This is a genomic window from Amycolatopsis sp. NPDC102389, assembly GCF_044765885.1.
Classification (GTDB): Bacteria; Actinomycetota; Actinomycetes; order Mycobacteriales; family Pseudonocardiaceae; genus Amycolatopsis.
The window spans coordinates 81,886-104,960 of sequence record NZ_JBIWKX010000030.1 but is presented as its reverse complement, the minus strand read 5'-3'; the positions used below and the strand labels follow the sequence as shown (position 1 = coordinate 104,960).

The window sequence follows — 23,075 nt, the reverse complement described above, 5'->3', positions numbered from 1 at the left end:
CCGCCCCCCCACTTCTTTCCGTGCTCGTCTCTTTTTTTGTGTTGTTGTTGTCGTGTTTTCGCTTGGGGTGGGTTTGGCTTGTTTTAACACCCCCCCCCCCCCCCCCCCCCCCCCCACCCCCTTGCGAAACCGCGCACATCACCTAAAACGGGCGCCACGGTCTCGCAAAGTGTCCCTTATGGACAGTCGAGAGCCGGCTGAGGCTCTTGAGTAGGCCCGCTTCACCACAACACGTTTGTCTATCTCTTGTTGACAGTGGCTCAGCTAGCAGCCATTCGACTCTTGCCGGGCAAAGTAGGGAAGGAGGCCTTCGCTACCTAGCTCCCCGGGCCTAGGTTGTCCACAATCCCTCCCACCTGTGGACAACTCGGCTCACGCCCGCCTTCCCGCCCCCATCGGCGATAGACTGGCTTCGGGGTCGCCCCCCTGGGACGGGCGGGGGGTTTGGGTAGTGACTTAAGAGCGTGGCTGTTCCCAGAGCCAGAATTCGATGCCCTGGTCGTCCACGCAGTCGGCGCTCAAGCCGTAGGGCTGCCGTTCGGTTTCGCCTGCCTGGCCGCCTTGGGCCCGGACACGGTCGAGGGCGGCGGCGAGATCGTCGACGGCGTACATGACCTTCCAGCCCACCTGCCGCCCCGGGCCACCCCAGAGTCCGCCCTGCAGGCCGGAACCTTCGACACCCCAACCGCCTTCGACCCGTCCAGGCGAGAACTGCCAGCCCAGAACGGCGCCGTAGAACGCCTTCGCGCGTTCGTCGTCCGGGACCTGGAAGGTGAAGTATCCCGCTTCGCCGTGCCGGATCGGCTTAGCGTCGGGAGCCGATCGAGGCGCCGCCTGCGCGACAAGCCACCGCTGGCCGTACGGATCCTTGATCGCCCCGCTCAGCCCGTGGCCTTCGTCCGCGACGGGACGCTCCAGTTCCCCGCCCAGTTCCACGGCCCGCGCCGCCGACGCGCGCACGTCCGCGACCTCGATCCGGATCAGCGGGCCACCCGCGGCGGCGACGACGTTCCCCAGCTCGGGGAACTCTTCCGCGAGCATCAGCACGCTGTCCCCGATGGCCAGTTCCGCGTGCCCGACGCGTCCGTCCTCCATCACGATCGGATCGGACCGCCGCCGCGCCCCGAACACCTCGACATAGAAATCGAGCGCGGCGCGGGCATCCGTCACCACGAGGTACGGCGTCAAAGAGCGGACTTCGGCATCGGTATCGAGGGTCATATCGGCTCCGTTCAGGACGGCGCGACGAAGGTTGTCGCGCAGTTCGGCGGCGAAGAGCGGGTCAGGCTCGACAGGCTGCGAGGGCGCGCGAAGCGCGTCGAACGGATCAGGCATCGCGACCCTCCTTCTCCTGATAAGCACGCCGGAACGCGGCACGGGCCCGTACGAGCAACGCCTCCGTGGCGTGCACCGTGCGCTCGAGATGGCCGGCGACCTCCGGGACCGGGAGGCCGTCGACGTAGCGAAGCGTCAACGCGGCTTGATGATGCGGACCGAGCGACGCGAGCACCTCGCGTGCCAGCAGCGCGTCCAGCCGTTCGTCCCACGGATCGGTGTACTCCTCCTCGTGGACGAGCCGCAGCCCGCGTTCCTCGCGTTCCTTGCGCCGCCAGTGATCGGCGAGCTTGTGCCGGGCGACGCCGATCAGCCACCCGGTGCTCACCGGCGGTGCGAGCTCCTTGCGACAGGCCCTCACCGCGCCGAGGAACGTCTCCGACGTCAGTTCCTCGGCGAGGGTGCGATCACCGCACCGGGACAGCAGGTACCCGTAGACCTCCGGCAACGCCGTCTCGTACAGAGACAGCAGCGCGAAGGCCGGGTCCCGATGCACCCGTGGTTCCGTCACATCCCCATCGTCGCTCGGGGAGCCACAACTCCGACGGGTGAAAGCGAACTTTCTCAGACCCGGGGATCCGGCAGCCGCCGCGCGACCGTGATCACGCCGACCGTGAGCACCGCCTGAATGCCGATGACCAGCGCGAACGCGCCCTTCATCCCGAGCGGCCCGGCACCGACGGACGCGAACAACGTCCCCAGTGTCGCCACGCCCAGCGCCATCGCGGCCTGCTGCGACGTCGTCAGCATCCCGCTGCCGACCCCGGCGATCTCCGGCGGCACCTTCGACAGCACGATCCGGAACACCGTCGTCATCGCCAGGCCTTGGCCGAGACCGCACAGCAGCATCCCCGGCGCGAAGTCGAGCACTCCCAGATCCGGCCATTCCAGCAGCACGGTGCCGATCAGCACCAGCAGCCCGAGCAGCTGCACCGAGAGACCGACGGCCACGACCCGCTGCCCGAACCGCGTCACCAGGCGGCTGCTGACCAGGCACATCGCGAAGAACGCGAGCGAAAGCGGTGCCGTCACCAGGCCGGAACCGAACGGCCCCAGGTGCAGGCCGTCCTGCAGCGTCACCGCGAACACGAACATGAACGCGCTGAACCCGATGAAGAACGGCACCCCGACCATCAGCCCTTGCCGCACACTCGGCATCCGCATCACCGACGGCGGCAGCAGCGGGACACCGCCTCGGCGTTCCATCCGGCGCTCGACGTGGACGAACGCGGCCGCGGCGAACGGGAACACCACGAGCAACGCGACCGTCCACAGTGGCCAGTGCAGTACCGGTCCTTCCGCCAGCGGGAGCAGCAGCGACACCAGCGCGATCGCCAGGAAGACCGTGCCGGGACGGTCGATGCCGATCGGGTTCCGCGAGCGGCTTTCCGGGATGAGCCGTCGCGCGACCACCAGACCGGCGATCCCGACGGGCACGTTGACCAGGAAGATCGGCCGCCAGCCGGTGCCCCACAGATCGGCGGCGACCAGCGCCCCGCCGAGGAACTGGCCGAGCACCATCGAAAGCCCCGCTGTCGCGCCGTAGAGACCCAGAGCCTTGGACCGGCGTTCACCGGTCGTCGTCGCCTGGATGATCGACAGCACCTGCGGAAGCATCAGTGCGGCTGCCGCCCCCTGCGCGGCCCGTGCCAGCACCAGCGTCAACGCCGTCGGTGCGATCCCGCAGAGCAGGGAGGTGACGGTGAACGCGGCCAGCCCGATCAGGAACAGCTTGCGGCGGCCGAAGGCGTCACCGAGCCGTCCGCCGACGACGAGCAGGACGGCGTAGGCGATCCCGTAGGCCGCGACCACCAGTTCCAAGGTGGCCGACGAGGTGCGGAGGTCCGAACCGATCGCGGGCAGGGCGATGTTGACGATGAAGAAGTCGATGAGGGGAAGTGCCGCCCCCAGCAGCACGGTGGCCAGGCCCGCCGAGGTCAGGGCCGGCCCGGCGGTGACGCGCGCGGGCGTCACCGGAACTTGCGTCGAAGTCATGAGTACCACGATCAGCCGATCGCGACCCTGGTACCAGGAGTGTGTTTATCCTGGTACCACCACTACCTGGTAACCGGCTTCGAGCTTTGCGAACCTGATGAGGTGACCATGACCGTCGATTCGCGAGTGGCCGAGGTGCGGCGGCACGAGCTGGCCGCGTTCCTGCGCAGCCGCCGCGAGCGCATCACCCCGGACCAGGTCGGCCTGCCGATCAGCGGCAGGCGCCGCACGCCGGGACTGCGCCGCGAGGAGGTCGCGCAGCTGGCCGGGGTCGGGGTCACCTGGTACACGTGGCTCGAACAGGGCCGCGACATCAACGCGTCCGAGCAGGTCCTGGACGCGATCTCCCGCACCCTGCGGCTCGACCCGCACGAGCACACGCATCTGTTCACCCTCGCCGGCGCACCCGAACCGCCGCTGGAGAAGGACTGCAAGCTCCTCAGCCAGAACGTCTACCGGATGATGAACAAGCTGGAGCCGTTCCCGGTCTGCGTGCGCAACGCGCGGTGTGACATCCTCGCCTACAACCGCGCTTACGACTGGCTGATGGGCGGCCTCGACGACATCCCGTTCGAGGAACGCAACACGCTGATCCAGTGCCTGACCAATCCGGACTGGCGCCGCAGGCTCCCGGACCTGGAGCTCAACCTGCCCCGGGTGGTCGCCGGTTTCCGCGCCGCGATGGCCGAACATCTCGCCGAGCCGGCGTGGAAGAACCTGGTCAAACGCCTGCGGCAGGAGTCCGAGCTCTTCGAACGAATGTGGAAGGAACACGACGTCTCCGGCGAACGGATCGTGCTCAAGCGGTACCTGCACCCGGACGTCGGCCTGCTGCGGTTCGAGTTCTCGTACCTGTACCTCGGGCGGCGTTCCGAGATCTCGCTGGCGACGCTGACCCCGGCGGACGACGAGACCGCGGCGAAACTCCCCAGCTCCTTCTGAAGGGGGAGGCGGACCAGGCTCGCGAGGGAGCCTTTCCACGGCGCGAAAGCCGACGCTGGGTGCATGACCGCAGCGATGGCTCCACCCAAGATCTCCAGCCTCCGCCTGATCGTCTGCTACGCGGCGATCCTCGGCACACTCCCGTATCTGACGTTGAAGGCGTCCTGGGTCACCGGGGGCGGCCTCGGCCTCCGTGATCCGTCCTTTGTGGACTCCGACCTGATGATGTTCGCGAACCTGGTCACCGGCGGGATGGACGTCGTCGCGGTGATCCTGGCGCTGGCGTTCACGTACTCCTGGGGCCGCCGGATCCCCGCGCCGCTCGTGCTGTTCCCGATCTGGATCGGCACCGGGCTGCTCGCGCCGATCGTGCTGGACCTCCCGGTGATCGTCGCCGACCTGACCACGGCGCAGCTCACCGAACTGCCGCTGGAGAACTGGGTCTGGGCCGTCGTCTACGGCGGATTCGCCTGGCAGGGGATCCTGTTGCTGACCGCGTTCGTGCTCTACGCCCGTGATCGCTGGTGGTTCGTCGTCACCGGCACCGTGAAGCCGGGGACCCTCGGTGCGGCGGGTGTGCTCGGCATCGTCGCGGCTCTCGTTTCCGCGACCGGTCACTCGATCTGGGCGTCCGGCTTCGGCGGCATCGCGGCCCGCGGCCAGGACGTCGTGATCGCGGTGCTCGCCGTCCTCGGCGCGCTCGCGCTGGCGAATGTCTCACGAGGACGGTTCTGGCCGCGGCTGGTGCTGGTGTGGACCGGCGCCGGGGCGATGGCGGGCACCGGGGTGTGGGGCCTGTTCAGCGCGCTCACCATGGGATCCGCCGATCACGCGGCGGTGCTGGCCGTGCAGGTGATCGGCGGAGTGCTGATGATGACCTCGATCCTGCGGCGGTTACCCGCGGTCGAGCAGGCGACGTGATTCCTTGCTGAAGGTGGGAACCGTTCTCTCGAATCTTTCGAGGAACTCGCTCAACGTTTCCGGTGGTCGTTCGAGGGCACTGACCTGTTCGCACAAGCAGCGAAGTGTGGCCGCCGGAGACAGATCGAGTCGATCGAGCAGAAAGTCGTCCGGATGTATGGCCTCGAGCTGGTGGGGTTTGAGGGCTGAGGCTGGGAAGTCCTTGAGATTGGCGGTCACGATCACAGCGGCGTTCGCGTGTGCGGCCGCGGCCAGTACGTGCCTGTCCTTCGGGTGGTTGGTCATGGTCGGAATCAGCCGCTCGTAGCCGGTGACCTCGGCGTCTGGGAAGGCCGAACGCATGCCGGTCAACCGTCGCTTCGCTTGCAGCGGCTCGAGTCCGAAGTGCCCGACGAGGTTCCGCTCGACCTCATCGAGTACTTCGTCCGACCACAGAACGCGGTAAGTGCCTGCCTCGGCCAGGCGTAGCAAGAGATCCGTCAACCGGATCGGGATGAGCACGCAAGCATCGAGGAAGGCGGGAAACGGCACGGCTAGCGAGTCTGGACGAACCCGTCGACGATGTCATCGCTGCCGTCCCGGCTCGCCGAAGCTGTCAGCTCATCGAGTATTCCTTGCCGTTCCGCACGAGAGCGTGCTCGGTAGTCGAGCAGGTCGCTGAGAAGGACCCGCCGGTGACGTCCCGGTTTTTCGAACGGGATCTCGCCGGACTCCAGCAGTTTGACCAGGGTGGGCCGGGAGACGTTGAGCAGGTCGGCCGCCTGTTGGGTGGTCAGGACGGCGTTCAACGGTGCGATGTTTATGGCGAAGCCCTGGGACATCGCCTTCACGACGTCCCGAAGTACGTCGTAGACCTGCTCGGGAAGTGACACCTCGCTGCCGTCCGGGCCCACCAATTTCGCCAGATGGGCCGGCGAGGCCGCGATCATGAACTCGTCGAGCCGCCGGAGCTCTCGACGGGCGTCCGGCTCGGTGGCCGAAGGCGGGAGCACGGTGTGCTGCCCGAACGTCGATGTCATGTCCACTCCTCTCGGCTACCCGGATGTCCGCTCCACGATAAACGAAAAAAACGAAAGCCGCACTCCTGCGGCGGCTACCGCACGCGGCGTAGCCGGGAAGCCGCTTTTCAACGGACGCGATCCGCCCCCGCCCCGGGTAGCTTCGTCCTGTGCTGCTGAAGGAACGGTATCCGTGGAGCCCCTGGGTGGGCCGCGTCCTGCGCGTGGTGCTGCCGCTGGGATTCGTCCTCGGCGCCACGAGCGGTGCCTCGCGCTGGCAGCCGGACGCGCCGCACCTGACCACGTCCGGCGTGCTGTGGCTGGTCGCCACCGCGGTGCCGCTGCTGATCGTGCACCGCTTCCCGATGATGATCTTCCTGCTCACTTCCGCGCTGACACTCGGCTACTACGCGTCGGACAACCCCGGCGGACCGGTGATCGTGCTGCCGACCATCGCGTTGTTCGTGCTCACGAAGATCCGCGGGCCGATCGTCGCCGGGATCACCGGCGGGTCGCTGCTGGCGGCCGCGGGGATCGCGCTGTTCGTCCGGCACGGGTTCGGCGGTTTCGACCTGCGGGCCGGGCTGGGCCTCGTGTGGGTGATCGCGGTCGTCGGGATCGGGACGGCGGTGCGCAACGGGCTGGCCGCCGCGCGGGCCCGCCGCGAGCAGGCCGACGAGCACCGCCACCGGATGGCCGAGCAGGAGCGGCTCACTATCGCCCGCGAGGTGCACGACGTCGTCGCGCACAGTCTCGCGATGATCAACGTCCAGGCCGGGGTCGCCGCGCACGTCGCCGACAGGCGCCCTGAGCAGGCGAAAGAGGCGTTGCTGAACATCAAGGAAGCGAGCGCTTCGGCGCTGAAGGACCTTCGCGCGACGTTGGCCGTGCTGCGTTCCGGGGAGGACAAGGCGCCCGCGCCGAGCCTCGCCCAGGCCGACGAGCTGTTCGAGCACGCCCGCGCCGCCGGGCTGGAGGTCCGCGTCGACGGCGAGCCGGGGGAGCTGCCCGCCCCGGTCGACGGCGCCGCGTACCGGATCCTGCAGGAATCGCTGACGAACGTGGTCCGCCACGCGAACCAGGCGCGCGGTGTCGACGTCAGGTTCGAGCGGAAAACCGGTGCGCTGACGCTGCTCGTCCGCGACGATGGCCGTGGCGCCGTCGAGCCCGCGCCTGGGCACGGGCTGCGCGGGATGTCCGAACGGGCGGCCGCGCTGGGCGGCGCGCTCACGACGTCCGTGGTGAACGGCGGCTTCCAGGTCCGCGTGGACTTGCCCATCAAGGGAGAAGAATGACGATCCGGGTGGTTCTCGCCGACGACCAGGTGCTGGTCCGCGCCGGTTTCCGGGTGTTGCTCGAGACCGAAGACGGTTTCGAGGTCTGTGCCGAGGCGGGCGACGGCGAGCAGGCCGTCGCCGCCGCCGTCGAGCACCGGCCGGACATCGTCGTGATGGACGTCCGGATGCCCGGCGTCGACGGGCTCGAAGCGACGCGGCGGATCACCGCGAACCCCGAGCTGGCCGGGGTGAAGGTCCTGGTACTGACCACTTTCGACGTTGACGAGTACGTCTACGAGGCGTTGCGCGCCGGCGCGAGCGGATTCCTGCTGAAGGACACCGATCCGGTGGAGCTGCTGCGGGCGCTGAAGGTGGTGGCCGCCGGCGAGGCGCTGCTGGCGCCGACCGTGACCCGGCGGCTGATCGCGGAGTTCGTCGACCGGCCGGAGAACCGCCGCATCGACGTGAGCGCCGTCCGCGAGATCACCGACCGTGAACGCGAGGTCCTCGGCCTGGTCGCCGGCGGCATGTCGAACGACGAGATCGCGGCGCATCTGGTGATCTCGACGGCCACCGCGCGCACGCACGTCAGCCGCATCATGACCAAGATCGGGGCGCGCGACCGGGCACAGCTGGTGGTGCTCGCCTACGAGTCGGGGCTGGTCAGCCCTCGCCGGGACTGAGGTTCCCCCAAAATGCTGAGATTGCCGAAAACCTCCGCCGGTCACGGGGAGTCGTCAAGTGCCACAGAACGTTGACACTCCGTGAATTCCTCGCCTGCCCGTCCCGGCGGCACTCCTCGCAAGGGGCGTGCATCTGCACGTGCACCTAGATCGCCTGCGCGCTTTCTTCGTCTCCACCAGGAGTCCAGCGGGGCGAACGGCGAATTCCGAGCGGTGACGAGAAATCAGACAGGCGTACGGCTAACCCTGATTTCCGGATGAGTCCAGCGGTATCGTGCGGAACTTCGTTCACGAAATCATGCACGGTGCGTGATTTTTTCGCCGGTCATCGGCTAAGGCAATGGTCACTTTCCGTCGCGAAATCGCTCCCTGGACGGGTTCTGCTCGCTCGGTGTTGCTTTGTCGCAATGGCGCTGAGCATTAGTCTCCGGCTGAACGGCAAGGGGGATTTCACCTACCCGACGTGATTCTCACCCGGCCGGGCAAGAATTCGATTCACCTTTTTCTCTCACTGGGAGTCACTATTGACGGCAAAGACACCTGACCCGCGTCTGGCGGGCAGGGACTTCCTGGCCGCGGTCACCGAACGGCAGCGCCGTCGGCTGCTCGACCTCGGCAGACATGTGGATCACGCGGCGGGTACGACCTTGCTCAACCAGGGTGATCCGGCGCCACCGGTGCTGATCCCGCGGTCCGGCTACGTGAAGGCGCTGCGCGCGGCCCAGGGCGGCTCGCCGCCGATGATCGTGGACCTGCTCGGCGCCGGTGACGTGCTCGGCGTCGAGGACTGCCTGGCCGGACGGCCGAGTCATCTCTCGTACGTCGCCACGAAACCGGTTCGCGTGCTGGAGATCCCCGGCCACGCCTTCCGCGGGCTTCTCGACGAAGATCACGAGGTGATGGCCCTGATCACCATGGACCTGGCCGTCCGGCTGCGGCTGCGGAACGTCGTGCTGGGGTTCGCGACGGCCAAGGTCCGGAGCAGGCTGACCGCGTTCCTGACCAGAGTGCAGGCGCTCTACGGGGTTCCCGGTGACGACGGCATCGTGATCGACGTGGGGCTGAACCACGCGGACATCGCCTCCGCGATCGGCGCTTCGCCCGCGTCGGTCAACGCCGAGATGGCGAAACTGAAGAACGAGGGATATCTGAGCACCGGCTACAAGACGATCCACGTGAAGAAGCGCTTGCGTGAGGACGGCCCGCCGCTCATTCCGGTCCCGGCCGCGCGGCGGCGGATTCCGCAGCTGAGGATCCCGCGGATCGCGATGGGGTGAACGGGGCTTTCCCTGCGGAAAGCCCCGTTCCTCTCCTTCATGCGCCGCGGGGTGCGCAAAATCAGGTCAGCTGCGCCTCAGCTGAAGCGCGAGCCGTATGACGAATACGACGGCCAGCGCGGCGACCAGGGCGATTTCCCAGGCCATGGCTGCTCCTTATCGGCCGGCATCCGAACTCGTCGAATGCTCTGCCCTTAAGGCGCATGACCGGGGGAGGACGTTCATCGACACGGCCCAACTCACACTTTCGGACCAACGCCACGCCCACTATCCGTCGCACGTGGAGAGCTACAAAGCGCTCTCGACCGCCGCCCACACCCGATTCGGGTCGAGATCCATCGGCCGGGAGTCCGGATCCGGTCGCAGCCGCCGCAGCAGCACCTGCTGCACCAGCGTCGCCGGCCGGTCCGCCGCGGCCACCCGCCGCCAGAACAGGTGATCCTCCAGGCCCTCGAACAGCACCTCGGTGTTCCACCCGCCGAACTCGTCGACCAGCGACCGCCGCACCAGATAGCCGCTGCCCAGATACGGCAGCGTCCGCAGGCGCCGCTCCTCCGGCGGCAGGGCGCCGACCAGGCCGTCCACCGGGTCCGCGACCGGGCAGTGCACGACGTCGGCGCCCTCCGAAACGGCCAGCAGGCGCTCCAGCAGGAACTCCGAAGCCCGCATCCCGCCGTCGAGCACCAGCAGCCACGACGCCGTCGAACGCTCCAGCAGCGAGTTCCGGGTGAGCCCGCGGCCGAGCGGGGTGTCGTGCAGCAGGACGTCGTACGGGCGCGGGCGCGGCCACGGACGCACGCCGTCCTCGCCGACCAGCACCTTCCGCGGTGTCACGCTGCCCGTGAGCAGGTCGTTCGCGAGATCGTCCGGGTCGACCTCGCCGGTCCGGCGCACGATCAGCACGTCGACATCGGCGGTGCCCGGCAGCGAAGCCGCCGCAGGCTCCCAGGTTCGCGTCGCGATCCGCCGGGCACCGGCGGCGCGCTGCGCGATCCGCGCCGACAACGCCGTCCCGCGTGCCGAAGCCGGCCCGGCGGCGGAGCGGTCGCCCGCGAACCGCGCGTCGAACGACGGGGTGTCGATCGCCAGCGCGTTCTCCGGGTTCCGCAGGCTCGTCGCCAAGGCCCGGGCCGGTGCGATGTCCGCGGCGGGCGCCGAACCCAGCGAGGACGCCAGCTCGATCAGCCGCCGCGCGGACGCCGTCATGTCCAGCGACTTCACGAAGCCGTAGGCGGCCGAACGCAGATGCCGTTCCCGTTCCGGCTCGTCGGCGAGCGCGGCGACGACCGAGCCCAGCGCCTCCGGCCGCGCGAGGACCAGATGCTCGCCGGGGACCAGCGGTTCGACGTCGACGGACGTCTCGCTGACCACCACACAGCCGTTGGTCATCGCTTCGAGCGTGCGCACCCACTCCAGGGTCTGCTTCCGCTCGCGGTGCAGGTTCAGCAGGAACCGCGACCGCGCGAGATGTTCGAATTTCGCCTTGCCCGGCAGGAAGTCGACGCGGGCGGCGGTCATCGGCTCGTGCGGCGGGGTCAGCAGCCGCGTCCGGAGGCCGGCGAGGTCCCGCGCGTACGAGCCGAGCAGCACCGAACGACGCCGTTCGGCCGTGCCGAGGTAGGTGACGTCGAGGTCGCGCGGGCTGTCGAGGTCTCCGCCCCACAGATCCCACAGCGGGCTGTAGCCGAGCTGGAAATGCTCGACGGCGATCCCGCGCCGCCGCAGTTCGGCGGTCGAATCGGTGTTGATGTCGACGGCGCCGCCCAGGATGGACAGCAGTTCGGCGTTGCGCTCGAAGGTCGCCGTCCCGGGATGCTCCACGCAGAACCCGATGGTGCGGCGGCACTGCGCGGCGGTCGGGAAGCCGTCGTCCGGGATGGTCACGAAGTATTCATGGGGGACGACGACGTACACCGTGTCGCCGCCGGTCTCGGGGTACTTGCCGACCGCGGTCGTGGCCTTGCCGCCCGCCGTGCGCACCGCGTCGGCGACCACCTCGAGGAGTTCCTCCATGAAGGCGGATCCGCCCTCGGCGGAGACGAAGCAGAGTTCGGTCACGGCCGGTCCATCTTCTTCCGCACGACGCGCAGCGGAGCCGTGACCCGCCAGCTGACGGTGCGGCGCGTGGCGTCGAGTTCCCTGGCCATCTCGGCGGCGAGCCGTTCGGCGTTGAGCAGCCGCTGCCGGTCGGCCGACGGTTCGCCGCCGGGCAGCACGTCCGCGTCGACGACGCCCGCCGACACCACGAGTTCGGCGTCGAGCAGCGCGAGCCGCAGCTTGTCCCGCTCCTCACGGCAGGTCTTCAGCTCCGCGCGCAGCGAGTCACGCTGCTGGTGGGCGAGCAGGACCTCGGCCTCCAGCGCCTGAAGACGCGCCTTCGCGACGTCGAGCTCTTCTTGCTGCGAGGCGAGCCTCTGGTTCACGGCGGCGGACTCTCCTTCGTCCGGCGCGGCCGCGGCGGCCTCGCGCAGCTCGTGCTCGGTTTCGGCCAGCTTCGCCTTCAGCCGGTCCTGCTCGGCGGTGAAAACCTGCCGCTCGGCCCGGAGCCGGGTCAGCTCGGCCTGGACACGGCCGGGAATGTCGGTGTCAGACATGAACGCCCCCACTCAGTTCGGTCAGGATTTCGGAGTACTCGCGCGCGTAGCCGGCCGGGTCGAGCCACGGCAGCAGCTTCTCGTGGGCGGCCTTGGCCATCTCACGGCGGCGCGTGGCCGACGTACCCAGCGCCCGCAGCAAAGCCGCGGTCAGCGCGTCGACGTCGTTGGTCTCGAACAGCCAGCCCGTCTCGCCGTCGACGATCATCTCCCGCGCGCCGAATACGTCGGTCGCCGCGACCGGGACGCCACAGCAGACGGCTTCGAGGATCGAGCGCGGCAGCGACTCGATGTCGGAGCTGTTCACGAAGATGTCCGCGGCCTGCAGCCAGCGCAGCGGATCCGGCTGGATCGGCACCAGGCTGACCGACTTCTCCAGCCCGGCGCGCTCGACCGATTCCTCCATCGCCAGCCCGTACGGCGACGGGTGCAGGCCGACGATGGACAGCTTCGCCTCGGGGTGGATCTTGTGGATCCGCTCCATCGCCGAGATCAGCGGCGCCTGCCCCTTGCGGGATTCCGCGATGCCGATGTTGACCAGCACGATGTCGTCCGGCGAGTAGCCGAGCATGGTGCGCGCCTGGTGCCGCGTCTCCGACCGTGTCCGGCCGCCGAACTTGTGCATCGGCGTGCCGTAGCGGACCGTCCGGCAGCGTTCCGGCTTGCTGTACGGCAGGAACATCTCGCGGGTCGCGTCCGCGACGAACAGCAGCCTGTCGACCTCGGCGAGGGTGCTTTCCCAGCGCCGCCAAACCGCGGCGGGCGGTTTCACCGGTCCCCAGTTCTGGTAGGCGAACGCGGGCAGCGAGAAGCTCTCGTGGATCACCCACGCCGTCGGCATCCCGGCGCGCTTCGCCGCGTCTGCGCCGACGAAGCCGCCGAGAGTGTTGACGAGCGCGACGCCTGCTCCGGAACACTTCGCGAAGCGCGCCAGCTCGGCGACGTGTCCTTCGTACGCAGGCACCGTCTGATTCCGGTAGTGCGTCGTGACGTGCACGGGGATGCCGAGTTCGTGGCAGTCCGCGCGCAGCGGGCCATCGGTCTCACTCACCAGGCTGACCTGCCAGCCGTGGTCGGTCACCATCCGGCTCAGCAGTTCCTGCAGCCACAGCTGACCGCCGCCGACGCCGAGGCTGTGCGTGAACACCAGCACGTGCTTCGGATCGGTCGGGATGTTCACCCGCGCCATCGCGCGGGCCGTGTCGCCCGCCAGCTCGTCGGCGAGTTCGGCGTCGTCCACGTCCGCGACGGGGTTGCGAAGCGTGAAGGTGCGCTTCGCCGACACGACCTCGCCGACGCCTTCGGTGCGGTACCGGACGCGAAGCGACAGCGTCCGCTCTTCGCCGTACGGGAGGTCGACAGGCACCCATGCCTCGAAGCCGCTCACCGCGGCGTCGTCGAAACCGGGGAACTCCTTGGGCACGTCCTTGCGCGGCAGCCGGGTGCGCGCACTGACCGTGCCGCCGCCCTCGACCATGACCTCGATCAGGCTCGGCGCACGGCCCTGTAGCAACGCCCAACCCGTCACGTAGACGACGTGTCCTTCGGTGACCTTGCCCTGCTTCGGCGCCTCGATTTCGCCCAGCCACAACGGTTCTTCACCCGGCAGCGTTCCGACGTGGACGGTCGCCTGGTTCAGCACGCGCTCGTCCGGACCGGTGACGACGATGTCCTGGACACCCGCGGGGACCCAGGACCCCGGGACCGCGCGCCAGCCGAAGGTGCCTTCGGGCGCGCCCGGGCACGGCTCGGGGAACAGGTTCGCCTCGACGTCCGCGATGGTCACGGACATCTCGCCGATCCGGCTGATCCCGGTCGTCCAGCCCCGGAGTTCGAACAGGTGCCCGACCGGCCGGTCCGGGGTCAGAATGCCGGCGGTATGCAGGCTCGTCATCGCTTCGCTACCTCGTCTTCGTTCGCCGCCACACCGGCGTCGACCTTGGATGAACGGTACTCGTGGACGGTTCTCGCGAGGCGCGTTCGCCAGATTTCCGCGATCGCCGCGCGTATCTCGTCCGTGCCGTGCGCCGTACCGCACGAGCCGATCGTCGAGAAGGCGACCTCACGCGCCACCGCACCGTCCACAAAGGAGGGATGGAGCCCGATCAGCACGCCGAGCCAGCCCGCCAGCTCGCGCATCGAGCCGCCGTCCGCCGCCGCGGACCAGCCCGCGCCGGTGAGCTTGTCGGCCAGCACCAGCACGCCGCGTTCGATCACCTCGGGCACCCCGGCGCCCGCGTGCCGCCACTCGAGGTCGATCGGGCGCAGCGTCGCACCGTCGACGAGGACGTTGTGCGGCACCAGATCCCACAGCGCCTCGACCCCGCGCGCGGCCTCCGCGCGGACGAGATCCCGCCAGCCGGTGAGCAGCTCCGCGACCCGCTCCGGCTCGTCGAGCAGGACTTCGACCATCGTCGGGGCGTCGTACACCTTGTCCGTGCAGGGCCCGACCGAGATCCCGGCCACCGGCGGCGACGGCACCAGCGGCACACGGCGGACTTCGGCACCGTCCCCGGTGCGCACGACGTCGGCGCGCGTACACGCGAACGCGGCGCGCTCGGCGGTGTTGAAGTAGGTCGCGAGGCGGAACGCGGGCCACAACGTGGCGGCGCCGGGACCGCAGAGCAGGGCGAGACCGTTCGCGGGACCACCGGCGATCGCCGCGGACAGCCGGGGCAGTTCGGTGTCGATCCGAGCGCTCCGGACCGCGCGGGCGACCTCGTGCCCGGGGGAACAGAGCAGCTCACGCCCGACTTCGAGGCCCGCCGCCGCGAGCGTCCCGGCGACACCGCGAGAAGACGTCAGCACCACGACGGCGCCCATCGGCGACAGCCGTTCGCGAACCGAGTCCAGCAGGCTTCGCGTCGCGTACGGCTGCTGAACGACGACGAGGTCGTAGCCGTCGGCGGGCGGGCGGTCGTGCACCGAGACCGTGCCGAGGTCACGGGTGCGGAACCGCACCGCGGCGGCGCGGACCGGGTCGGCCTCGACGGCGTGCACCGTCGCCGAGACCTCGCCCAGATACCTGGTCAGACCCCCGAAACCGGCACCGATCTCCAGGACCCGCGCCGCCTTCGGCAGCACGAGCGCCCGCAGGACGTTCGCGGCGCCGTGGTCGAGCGGGACGCGCTCGGCGGCGTCCCACCCGGCGAAGTGCAGCTCGTCGGACAGCGAACCGGTGTCCTCGGCCAGGGAGAGCAGGGTGGTGAGCAGCCGTGCCGTCTCCGCGGTCATCACCTCAGCTGGTGACGGCGTAGTTTTCCAGCGTCTTCTTCACCGCACGCTGGTACGTGCCGCTCAACGCCTTCTCGCCGTCTTCCCCGCCGAGCGGGTTCTGCAGGATGTCGACGCGGACGATGTTGTTGCCGCTGATCCACGTGCCCCGGTAGGTGCCCTTGTCGCCGTCGATCTTCTTCTGGAAGTTCAGCTTCGGCGGCATACCCGGGAGCGGCTCGGTGATCTGCACGAACCCGTTGCTCGTCTGGTACTGGCGCAGCTGCTTGACCAGGTCACCGGCCGCGCCGGGGCTGGTCAGCGGGATGACCGTGATCGAGATCTTCGCCGGCTGCGGGCCGGTCTCGTCCGGCTGCTTCTGCGAGCCGCGGTACGCGACCTGCTTCACGCCGGCGGCGATGACCAGATCCGCCTCGGCCTTCTCCATGCCGGTGATCTCGGCGAGCTGGGCCGCCGGGATCGCGCCGCTCTTCGCGTCCTCTTCGCCGGACTGCTCCGGGATCTTTTCGAAAAGCAGCTCTTCGGGCGTCTTCGGCTTGGTCGACGACGGCGGGGGAGGCTGCGGCTGGGACGACTGCGGCGCGGCTGTCGGGTCCGGCGGGGTGTCGCCGCCGCCCTTGAACGCGAAGTACCCGCCGACACCCAGACCGGCGAGGACCAGGACGGCGACGATCGCGATGATCGCGATCTTGCCGCCCTTGCCCTTGGGCTTGTCCTCGAACAGCTCGGGGCCCTGCTTGACCCATTCCGTGCTGCCGACCGGCGAGATCGGCGGGAAGTCCGAGCCACCCCACGGCGGGCTGGCGTCGTTGTCGGTCCAGCCCTGCTGCTGCGGCTGTTGCTGCTGGTAGCCCTGGTGTTGCTGCTGCTGCGGGAAGCCGCCCGCGGGCGAGGCCTGTCCCTGCTGGGGGAAGCCACCGGCCGGGGACGCCTGGCCCTGCTGCGGGAAACCGCCCGGCGGCGACGCCACGGGCGGCACCACCTGGGTGCGGTTCGGGTCGGCCTGCTGTTGCTGCCAGTTCGGGACGACCTGGGTGCGCTCGGCCTCACCGCTCTGCGGCTGGTTCACCGGCGCGATGATCTGCGTCGAGTCGGCGCTGGGCTGGCCGGACTGCTGCGGCGCCTGCTGCTGCGGAGCGGGCGGCGGCTGCTGCGGCTGGAACGGCTGCTGCGGCGCCTGACCGGGCTGCTGGACCTGTTGCTGGGCCGGGTCGCCGTACGCGACCGCCGAGGACAGCACCTGGTCACGGCGGAGCCGGTAATCGTCGGCGGAGAGCCGTCCAGATGCGAGCTCTTCGTCCAGATTGCGCAGCTCTTCCTGCCAGGACACCACCGGCCCCCTTATCCGAATTTCCGGCGGGAGGAACACTCCCGGCCGTCGCGATACCACCACTGCGGTGACCTCGCACATTCTGCACTGCCCGGCGTCGGCGCGCCCTCGCGGGTCGAATCGTGATCTCCCCGCGACCTGCGCTTCTCAGCTCGCCGGGAGAACGGTGTCCAACGAGGTCAGCGTCTGCTCCAGACGGGTGTCGAGCGCCTGCGGGTCGCCGCCGAGCGGCTGCGAGACCCAGGTCGTCACGGCCATCGTCCCGGAGACGTAACCGATCCCGCTGAGCTGGCCGTTCTTGTTGGCGCCGACCAGGGCGAGCCGATCCCCGACGCGCTGCTCGCGCAGCCCGGCGTTGATCGAGTTCTCCCGGAAGTACTTGACGATCGCGGCCGCGTCCTTCGCGTCGTTCGCCGGGATCACCAGGACGAGGTAACTGTTCGTACCCTCGTTCGAACCCTTGTAGGTGACGGACGCGACGTTCTTCGACGCGAGGTAGTCGCCGGCGGCCTTCGAGTAGAAGTTGAGCTCGACGCCCTTCGCGACCGACATCGTCGAGTTGTCCTTCGACGGTGTGCCCGGTAGCGCGGGCAGCCGGTCTTCCAACGGCGTCTGGGCACTGTCGGGCCGGCCTGACTGCCCGGCGTCGCCCGGCGGCTGGGCCATGCTCGGCTGTTCGGCGACGTTGGAGGGCTGCGACGAGCCCAGCCACAGCGTTCCGCCGATGATCAACGCCAGCACGACCAGCACACCGGCCCCGATGAACAGCCAGGTCGGCTTGCGTTTGCCGACGACCGCGTAATCCTCCGTGGGCGCGTAGTGGCGCGGGCTGGGCTCGGGAGCCAGCGACGGAAGCGGCTGGTTCGGTTGGGGGGCCGTCGGCCTGGCCTTGGCAGGCGGCGGCTCGGCACGCAGATAGACCGTCGGATTGATGTCGGCGGGTGAAGGCGCGGTGGTCTTGTGGTCCGCGATCCGCGGGATGGCCTTCTTTTCGGGCTGCCCGCCGGTCGCCGGTGGCGTGTACACGGGCTGGGTCTGTTGGTACGGCTGGGGTTGCTGGACCGTGACCGTCGGCGGCTCGACCGGGCGGGCGGCGGGATTGGTGCTGTGCCACGTCCCGCCCGGGCGCCGCAGCGGTGAGGGGACCGGCGACGGCATCGTCCCGCCGGAGGCCTCCGCCAGGAGCTCGTCGCGCTTCCTGCGGTGTTCGGCGTGCCCGATGCGACCCGCGGCCAGCTCGACGTCCAGCTGTCGAAGCTCGTCTTGCCAGCTCATTTAGCCCCCTGCCGCCGGGTGTGGGCAGCCAGTGTTGCATGCACCCTTATGGGTGGTTGATGTGGTCTTTCCTCATTCTTGCGTCCACTCACGACCTGGTCCAGCACTGATCTCGCGGATGCGTCCGCGGCTTGCCGAGGCACGCGACCGACGAGGGGGAGTGAGCGATGGCTGAGCAGACCGACTGGCGGAGGCTTCGCGAAAGGCGGATGGCCGAGCCAGGCGCCGCCGACGCGTACGAGGCCGCGAAGCTGGCTCCTTACGCTCGGTACCGAGGTGAGAATGACGTAATCCGCTGTCGCACTGGTCGAGGCGGGCGGGACGGTTCCGACCAGTCCGGTACCGGAACAGGCTGGCACCTGAATACACATAATCTGTGCAGTTTTCTGTATAGTTCAGTCATGACGGTCTTGAAGGACGCACATCAGCTGACGGTCACCGAGGCGACCAAACGGGGGGTTGCCGGACTGGTCGCCGACGCCGAACGGGGTGACGCGCTGGTGGTCACGCGTCATCGCCGGCCGGTCGCTGCCGTGGTGGGTATCGACCGACTGGCTGAGATCGATGAGGCCGCCGCGGATCTTCGAGATCTGGCACTCGTCCTTGCCCGGTCGGTCGCCGACAAGGGGCGTCGGACCTCGCTGGACGAGGTCATGGCCGCGTTCGGTCACACCCGGGAATCGCTCGCCGACATCGAGGACGACGAGTAGTTCGATGGTCGAAGTCGTTTTCACCGACGCCGCCATCGACGATCTCCGTCGGCTTGGGCCGGACGTCGTCCCCAAAGTCCTCAAAAAGATCATGATCCTCCTCGATGACCCGGAGGCAGGCCACCCGTTGGGAGGAAAGCTCACGGGTTTCCGCAAGTTGGTCGTCGGCCGCAACCACTGGCGGATCGTGTATCGCTTGGACGAGAACGGTTCGGTGGAGATCTGTGAGATTTGGTGTGTTGGGGCTCGATCCGACGCTGAGGTCTATGCGGAGGCGACCTCGCGCGTGGCGGCCTCGGCTGAGGAAAGTTCTGAGCTTCGGCGTCTTGCGGAGGTTATCGCCAAGCTCGGCCGGTTGGCCGGTGCCGTGACCGTCAAGGCTGAGCCACAAGGCGAACCGGTGCCTGACTGGCTCGCGAATCGTCTCGTTCACACGGCGGGTGTGCCGCCCGAAAAGGTCGCTGCGCTCGACCTTGAGCAAGCAGTGGATCTCTGGACCGCGTTCACCATCAAGCCTCAGCCTTGAGCAAAGGCGCGGTGGCAATGGCCTCGACGTCCGAATCACTCCGCGGCTCTCCACGGTGTGATGCTCTTTCGGCTGGTCAGGCGCAACTGACCACTTCCAGCGGTACGGTGGTGGACGTGGGAAGTACCGGGTGACGGAAATCGACGCGTGTCGTGGCGCGTTGCGCGAGCTGGCCATCGGCAGGCTCGCCGGACGTGACGTCCGCACCTCCCATCTGGTCGAGGCCGGTCTGGACGCGATCGTCGCGGGACTGGACACCCCGTCCCTCGCCTTGCTGGCCGGGCTGGGGCCTTCCGTCGAAGACGTCGTCGACAAGGTGTTCGCCCAGGTCGTCGAAGAGCTCGGGATCGAATTGCCCGCCGATCCGACGGCCGCCCGCTGGCTGCTGATCCACGGCTGGCTCACCGCGATGGTCGATGGCCGCCTCTCGCCCGCGGCCGGCGGCGCGCTGGTCAGCGAGGTCGGCGAGCTGCTCGGGTCCCCGCCGTCGTTGCGCGGGATCACGCGCTGGTCGGCGATGCTCGAGAACTGGATCCCCACCGACCTCACCCCGAGGGACGTCTGCGAGGTCCCGATCCTCGAAGAATCGGCCGAGCTGCTCGAAGGACCTTGGCCTCCTTCGCCACGTCACCCGTAAAGCCCCGTTTTCTGTCGTACATGTGTTCTAAAATGGTCGTTGTACAGCAGGAACAGCGGCGAAAGGCGGACACGGATGGCCTACATCACCCTGCCCACGTTCGTGGGGTACAGCACGAGCTCGGGTCCTTCGCGTTCCTCGTTCGTCCGGCGCTGGCGCCGTCAGTACGAGGACCCGGCCCGGGGCGGGTTCAACTTCTACCTCCGCGCCGCGAACGCGATCCGTGCCGGGCGGATCTCCGGGCGGGATCGCGAGGTACTGCGGGCGCTGGTCGAGAACGCGGACGAGCGCACGCGGCCGCACTACACCGAAATCGCCAACGGCTGGCTGCGCTACGTCGGCCGGCGTGACCTGCGGCTGGCCGAGGTCGGCCGGTCGCGATGGCGGCTCGGTTCGCTCGAAGTGGGCATCAATCCGCATCTCGGCTTGCGCAAGGGCGACGGCCCCGTCTACGTGACCTGGCTCTACTTCAAGGAGGAGCCGTTGAGCCGGGACGCGGCGCAGATGGTGCTGTGGCTGCTCGAACAGACCATGGACGAGTTGCGGCCGGGCGGACGTCCGCTGGTGATCGACGTCCGGCGTTCGAAGGAGTTCGCGTTGTCGCCGCGGGATCGCGACAAGGTGCGGCCGTGGGTGCGGAGTGAGGCTTCGGCCTTCATGAGTCTTTGGGAGGCGGCCGCGTGAGCGAACGACGGCGAGCCCGCGTTCGGCGGGCTCGCCGTTCACGCACCGTCATTCTCACGGTTCCGGCGGCGGCGCAAGACACCTGATCAGGTGACAGTTTCGCGGAGTATGCCCACGAGCTGGACAACTCGGGCCCCGAACACGAAGCTTTCCCAGTCTTAATCGGCCGAACCACCGAGGGTCGCTCGTGAACAACGCTTGGGAAGCCATCTCCAGGGTCGCAGATGAGCCCGCCTGGTACTGGGTCTACGACAAGCTCGCGTTCTGGCCGAGCACCTACGCGCACGCCTGGCCCGGTTTCCGTGAACCCGCTCCGTCCGTCGCGTGGGATCTCGCGCCCGGCGGCCTCGACCGCTCGTCGGCTGAATTCCGGGTCGGCCCGTACGCCGTCGAGCAGAACGACGTCGCCCGCGTCGCCCTCTCGGCGCTGAAGGACTGCGTCGCCGAGGACGAGTGGGTCTGGGTGCTGCACTGGCAGCACCAGTCGTACCGCTTCTACCCGCATCGGCACGCCGCGCTCGACCCGTGGCCGGTCCCGGTGTTCCCGCGCACGGATTACCACATGTTCCTGGCGAACGACTTCCGCTTCGGCACGCTCGGGCATCCCTGGGAACGGACCCTGTGCGTCTACGGCGAGAAGCTCGTGCCCGCCTTCGAGAAGCACGGCGAACAGGTCTTCAAGAACGCGCTGCGGCGGAATGGGGCACCGGCCGCGATGGCGGGCTGACCACCGTCCGGCGGGCGGACCTGCCTAAACTCAGGCGGGTGTTCGAATACCACGGGTGGGTGACCATCCAAGCGAGCCCTTCCGGTGATGACGACGCGGCGCTGCTCGAGCGCATCGTCGAGCGGGTGCACCGCGCCGTCCGCGACTTCGGCGACGCCGACCTGCTCGACCTCCGCTGGGCCGCCGGGGCGCCGGTGCTGCACCTGGGCGGCATGGACAAACACGGCACCGCGATCGCGCCCGAGCTGGTGGACCTGTTCACCCGCGTCGGCGACCTCGCGCCCGGCTCCTACGGTCTCCTGCACGTCTGGGACGACCAGGATCCCGAGCACGACAACGAGTTCAAGGTGTACCGGATGGCCCGCGGACTGGTCACCGAACGCGGTGACGAGCACCTGTCCCCGGTCGCGCCGACCGTGATGGACGGCTACGAGATCTGAGACGTCTGCCAGCGCTTTTCGTGCGTGATCGAATTAGGCTGTTCGGCTTCTTCCCCCACCCGTCCGAATAGGACAAAGTTCATCTGGGCGCGGGTGACACATCCCCGCGGAACGAGGGGGAATCGCCGTGAGATCGTCGTGCCTGAGATCGCGTCTCGGTGTCGTCAGCGTCGTGTTGGCCGTGGCCCACGTTTGCGGCTCCGACGGTGACCTCTTCATTGCCGAGCATCTTCGGATGAAGGAATTGAGCGACAGAGGGTTGCTCTGTCGAATAAAATAGCCTCGCCGGGTAAGAAACCGTTGACAGAAGGACGCAAGTCCGAGCAACTTAAGCTCTGGTAGTGGTAAAGGTGTTGTCTATGCCTGATTTCTGGAGCGTTATCGGAGTGAGTTCGGTGCGCGACGCCGGTGATGTTGAGGCTGCCTTGGAGCGAATTTCCTCACGGCTCAATGCGATGACTATCGACGCGTTGGTGAGATTCGCCGAGCTTCTACAAGGGGCTCTGTTTCAGATTGATCGGAGAGAGCTCGCGGAAATTCCAGTCTATTTTTCCGGATTGGAATTCGAGCAGACAAGCGACCATTTCCAGTATGCTCGCTGTGCGTGCATACTGGCAGGTGAGAAGGTCTATGGCGAAGTTCTCAAGAATGGGTCCGGATTCGAATTGTTCGTCGCGCCGGATGTACAGGGCGCCGAAGGCTTGCTCTACCTTGCGTCGGAAATGTATGAGAGAAAGGCTGGTGAGCCGCTGAATTCTCAGAGCTTCTTGCCGGTCGATTCGATGTCGAACGTTCAGGGATGGAGTGACTGATCCCGGGCTGGGGCGGGCCTGGGCCATGTCCCGGCCATCCGATCCAGACGACGATCCGATCTGGTGTGAAACTCGGTCGCCGGCAGAGCGCTCTAGCTCATCAATGTGACGGCGGGTAAGGGGTGCGTCGGTTCGAAAGTGGGCGATAAGGTTTCCTGGTGGGAACATTTCGACGTGGTTGAGGCGGAACGTATGACCGGCGGTAGTTCTTATGGGAGTCGTCCGGAATACCTTCCGGACTTCATGAATGACCCTCGTGACGATGACGGCCGGCAGGTGATGAAGCTTGATCTCGCCGAGAACCGCGCACTGGCGGCAGCGACGCTGAGCGGATTTCCGGCTGCTACCGGCGACGTGATCGACTTCGAGTCCACTCCGTTCGAAGACCGTCTCTGGTGGGACGACGAGGAGCACTGGACGAGGATGGCGGCGGAGTTGCTCTCCTTGTACGCGCAGCAGGGCGAGCGGATCGCTGTCATCTGGGGCAACTATCTGATGCCGACCGTGACCATGCCTGTGGATGTTGCGGTGCGGCATGCGCGGGACATTCTGGACGCCGGGCCGCACTTCTGGATCCACCCGATTGGCGGTTCGGTGCTCATCGAATGCCTGATGGATGGGCAGGTGATGGTCGTGACGATTCCGTCAAGCTGAAGGCTCCTGGCCTGAATCGCAACA

The 23,075-nt window shown here is 68.2% G+C and carries 24 protein-coding genes; 13 read left to right on the top strand and 11 right to left on the bottom strand.

Annotated features, from left to right (window positions below; genetic code table 11):
- Nucleotides 1-456: 456 nt before the first annotated feature.
- The 3 genes from ACIRGA_RS24335 to ACIRGA_RS24325 are packed head-to-tail and all read right to left on the bottom strand — an operon-like array spanning nucleotide 457 to nucleotide 3,330.
- Complete coding sequence (locus ACIRGA_RS24335; protein ID WP_400944748.1) at nucleotides 457-1,335, bottom strand: VOC family protein; 879 nt, start codon at nucleotides 1,333-1,335, stop codon at nucleotides 457-459.
- Nucleotides 1,328-1,846, bottom strand: coding sequence for an RNA polymerase sigma factor (locus ACIRGA_RS24330; RefSeq protein ID WP_400944746.1), 519 nt, complete (start codon nucleotides 1,844-1,846; stop codon nucleotides 1,328-1,330). The genes ACIRGA_RS24335 and ACIRGA_RS24330 overlap by 8 nt, the downstream gene beginning before the upstream one ends.
- A gap of 53 nt (nucleotides 1,847-1,899) precedes the next feature.
- Complete coding sequence (locus tag ACIRGA_RS24325; RefSeq protein WP_400944744.1) at nucleotides 1,900-3,330, bottom strand: MFS transporter; 1,431 nt, start codon at nucleotides 3,328-3,330, stop codon at nucleotides 1,900-1,902.
- A gap of 108 nt (nucleotides 3,331-3,438) precedes the next feature.
- Between ACIRGA_RS24325 and ACIRGA_RS24320 the strand changes: the two genes are divergently transcribed.
- Nucleotides 3,439-4,272: a helix-turn-helix transcriptional regulator gene (locus ACIRGA_RS24320; protein ID WP_400944742.1), complete on the top strand. Its 834-nt coding sequence runs from the start codon at nucleotides 3,439-3,441 to the stop codon at nucleotides 4,270-4,272.
- Nucleotides 4,273-4,335: 63 nt separating this feature from the next.
- Nucleotides 4,336-5,193 carry a hypothetical protein gene (locus ACIRGA_RS24315; RefSeq protein WP_400944740.1) on the top strand — a complete coding sequence of 286 codons (858 nt, stop codon included), beginning with the start codon at nucleotides 4,336-4,338 and terminating at the stop codon, nucleotides 5,191-5,193.
- Here ACIRGA_RS24315 and ACIRGA_RS24310 read toward each other — a convergent pair.
- Nucleotides 5,167-5,724: a PIN domain-containing protein gene (locus ACIRGA_RS24310; RefSeq protein WP_400944738.1), complete on the bottom strand. Its 558-nt coding sequence runs from the start codon at nucleotides 5,722-5,724 to the stop codon at nucleotides 5,167-5,169. The genes ACIRGA_RS24315 and ACIRGA_RS24310 overlap by 27 nt on opposite strands.
- A 2-nt stretch (nucleotides 5,725-5,726) precedes the next feature.
- A complete protein-coding gene (locus ACIRGA_RS24305) occupies nucleotides 5,727-6,212 on the bottom strand; it encodes a helix-turn-helix domain-containing protein (RefSeq protein ID WP_400944736.1) in 486 nt (161 codons plus the stop codon).
- A gap of 149 nt (nucleotides 6,213-6,361) precedes the next feature.
- On the opposite strand from ACIRGA_RS24305, the gene ACIRGA_RS24300 reads away from it, so the two are divergent.
- The 3 genes from ACIRGA_RS24300 (at nucleotide 6,362) to ACIRGA_RS24290 (ending at nucleotide 9,428) form a co-directional block, all read left to right on the top strand.
- Complete coding sequence (locus ACIRGA_RS24300; protein WP_400944734.1) at nucleotides 6,362-7,486, top strand: sensor histidine kinase; 1,125 nt, start codon at nucleotides 6,362-6,364, stop codon at nucleotides 7,484-7,486.
- Nucleotides 7,483-8,151, top strand: coding sequence for a response regulator (locus ACIRGA_RS24295; RefSeq protein ID WP_400944732.1), 669 nt, complete (start codon nucleotides 7,483-7,485; stop codon nucleotides 8,149-8,151). The genes ACIRGA_RS24300 and ACIRGA_RS24295 overlap by 4 nt, the downstream gene beginning before the upstream one ends.
- Before the next feature lie 524 nt (nucleotides 8,152-8,675).
- On the top strand, nucleotides 8,676-9,428 hold the full coding sequence (locus tag ACIRGA_RS24290) for a Crp/Fnr family transcriptional regulator (protein ID WP_400944730.1): 753 nt from the start codon (nucleotides 8,676-8,678) through the stop codon (nucleotides 9,426-9,428).
- 288 nt (nucleotides 9,429-9,716) lie between these two features.
- Here the strand turns inward: ACIRGA_RS24290 and ACIRGA_RS24285 are convergent, their stop codons facing one another.
- From ACIRGA_RS24285 to ACIRGA_RS24260, 6 genes are all read right to left on the bottom strand, one after another.
- Complete coding sequence (locus tag ACIRGA_RS24285) at nucleotides 9,717-11,486, bottom strand: glycosyltransferase (RefSeq protein WP_400944728.1); 1,770 nt, start codon at nucleotides 11,484-11,486, stop codon at nucleotides 9,717-9,719.
- Nucleotides 11,483-12,022 carry a hypothetical protein gene (locus tag ACIRGA_RS24280; protein ID WP_400944726.1) on the bottom strand — a complete coding sequence of 180 codons (540 nt, stop codon included), beginning with the start codon at nucleotides 12,020-12,022 and terminating at the stop codon, nucleotides 11,483-11,485. Before ACIRGA_RS24280 ends, ACIRGA_RS24285 begins: the two co-directional genes overlap by 4 nt.
- The gene (locus ACIRGA_RS24275; protein WP_400944724.1) at nucleotides 12,015-13,916 is read right to left on the bottom strand and encodes a glycosyltransferase family 4 protein; all 1,902 of its coding nucleotides are present in this window, start codon (nucleotides 13,914-13,916) and stop codon (nucleotides 12,015-12,017) included. The genes ACIRGA_RS24280 and ACIRGA_RS24275 overlap by 8 nt, the downstream gene beginning before the upstream one ends.
- Nucleotides 13,913-15,256 carry a methyltransferase gene (locus ACIRGA_RS24270; RefSeq protein ID WP_400944722.1) on the bottom strand — a complete coding sequence of 448 codons (1,344 nt, stop codon included), beginning with the start codon at nucleotides 15,254-15,256 and terminating at the stop codon, nucleotides 13,913-13,915. The genes ACIRGA_RS24275 and ACIRGA_RS24270 overlap by 4 nt, the downstream gene beginning before the upstream one ends.
- Before the next feature lie 4 nt (nucleotides 15,257-15,260).
- On the bottom strand, nucleotides 15,261-16,589 hold the full coding sequence (gene fliL / locus ACIRGA_RS24265; RefSeq protein WP_400944720.1) for a flagellar basal body-associated protein FliL: 1,329 nt from the start codon (nucleotides 16,587-16,589) through the stop codon (nucleotides 15,261-15,263).
- Nucleotides 16,590-16,733: 144 nt separating this feature from the next.
- Nucleotides 16,734-17,861, bottom strand: coding sequence for a hypothetical protein (locus tag ACIRGA_RS24260; protein ID WP_400944718.1), 1,128 nt, complete (start codon nucleotides 17,859-17,861; stop codon nucleotides 16,734-16,736).
- 401 nt (nucleotides 17,862-18,262) lie between these two features.
- Here ACIRGA_RS24260 and ACIRGA_RS24255 point away from each other — a divergent pair, with 401 nt between their 5' ends.
- From ACIRGA_RS24255 to ACIRGA_RS24220, 8 genes are all read left to right on the top strand, one after another.
- The gene (locus tag ACIRGA_RS24255) at nucleotides 18,263-18,571 is read left to right on the top strand and encodes a type II toxin-antitoxin system Phd/YefM family antitoxin (RefSeq protein WP_400944716.1); all 309 of its coding nucleotides are present in this window, start codon (nucleotides 18,263-18,265) and stop codon (nucleotides 18,569-18,571) included.
- A gap of 4 nt (nucleotides 18,572-18,575) precedes the next feature.
- The gene (locus ACIRGA_RS24250; RefSeq protein ID WP_400944714.1) at nucleotides 18,576-19,097 is read left to right on the top strand and encodes a type II toxin-antitoxin system RelE/ParE family toxin; all 522 of its coding nucleotides are present in this window, start codon (nucleotides 18,576-18,578) and stop codon (nucleotides 19,095-19,097) included.
- A gap of 130 nt (nucleotides 19,098-19,227) precedes the next feature.
- Nucleotides 19,228-19,734 (top strand): hypothetical protein, encoded by a 507-nt coding sequence (locus tag ACIRGA_RS24245; protein WP_400944712.1) that lies wholly within the window; start codon nucleotides 19,228-19,230, stop codon nucleotides 19,732-19,734.
- Nucleotides 19,735-19,809: 75 nt separating this feature from the next.
- Nucleotides 19,810-20,418, top strand: a complete 609-nt coding sequence (locus ACIRGA_RS24240; protein WP_192747403.1) for a hypothetical protein — start codon at nucleotides 19,810-19,812, stop codon at nucleotides 20,416-20,418.
- Between the two features lie 187 nt (nucleotides 20,419-20,605).
- The gene (locus ACIRGA_RS24235; RefSeq protein WP_400944710.1) at nucleotides 20,606-21,145 is read left to right on the top strand and encodes a DUF2716 domain-containing protein; all 540 of its coding nucleotides are present in this window, start codon (nucleotides 20,606-20,608) and stop codon (nucleotides 21,143-21,145) included.
- A gap of 38 nt (nucleotides 21,146-21,183) precedes the next feature.
- Nucleotides 21,184-21,585, top strand: coding sequence for an immunity 7 family protein (locus tag ACIRGA_RS24230; RefSeq protein WP_400944708.1), 402 nt, complete (start codon nucleotides 21,184-21,186; stop codon nucleotides 21,583-21,585).
- Nucleotides 21,586-21,944: 359 nt separating this feature from the next.
- On the top strand, nucleotides 21,945-22,397 hold the full coding sequence (locus ACIRGA_RS24225) for a DUF4240 domain-containing protein (RefSeq protein WP_400944706.1): 453 nt from the start codon (nucleotides 21,945-21,947) through the stop codon (nucleotides 22,395-22,397).
- 174 nt (nucleotides 22,398-22,571) lie between these two features.
- Nucleotides 22,572-23,051, top strand: coding sequence for a hypothetical protein (locus tag ACIRGA_RS24220; RefSeq protein WP_400944704.1), 480 nt, complete (start codon nucleotides 22,572-22,574; stop codon nucleotides 23,049-23,051).
- The last annotated feature ends 24 nt before the right edge of the window (nucleotides 23,052-23,075 follow it).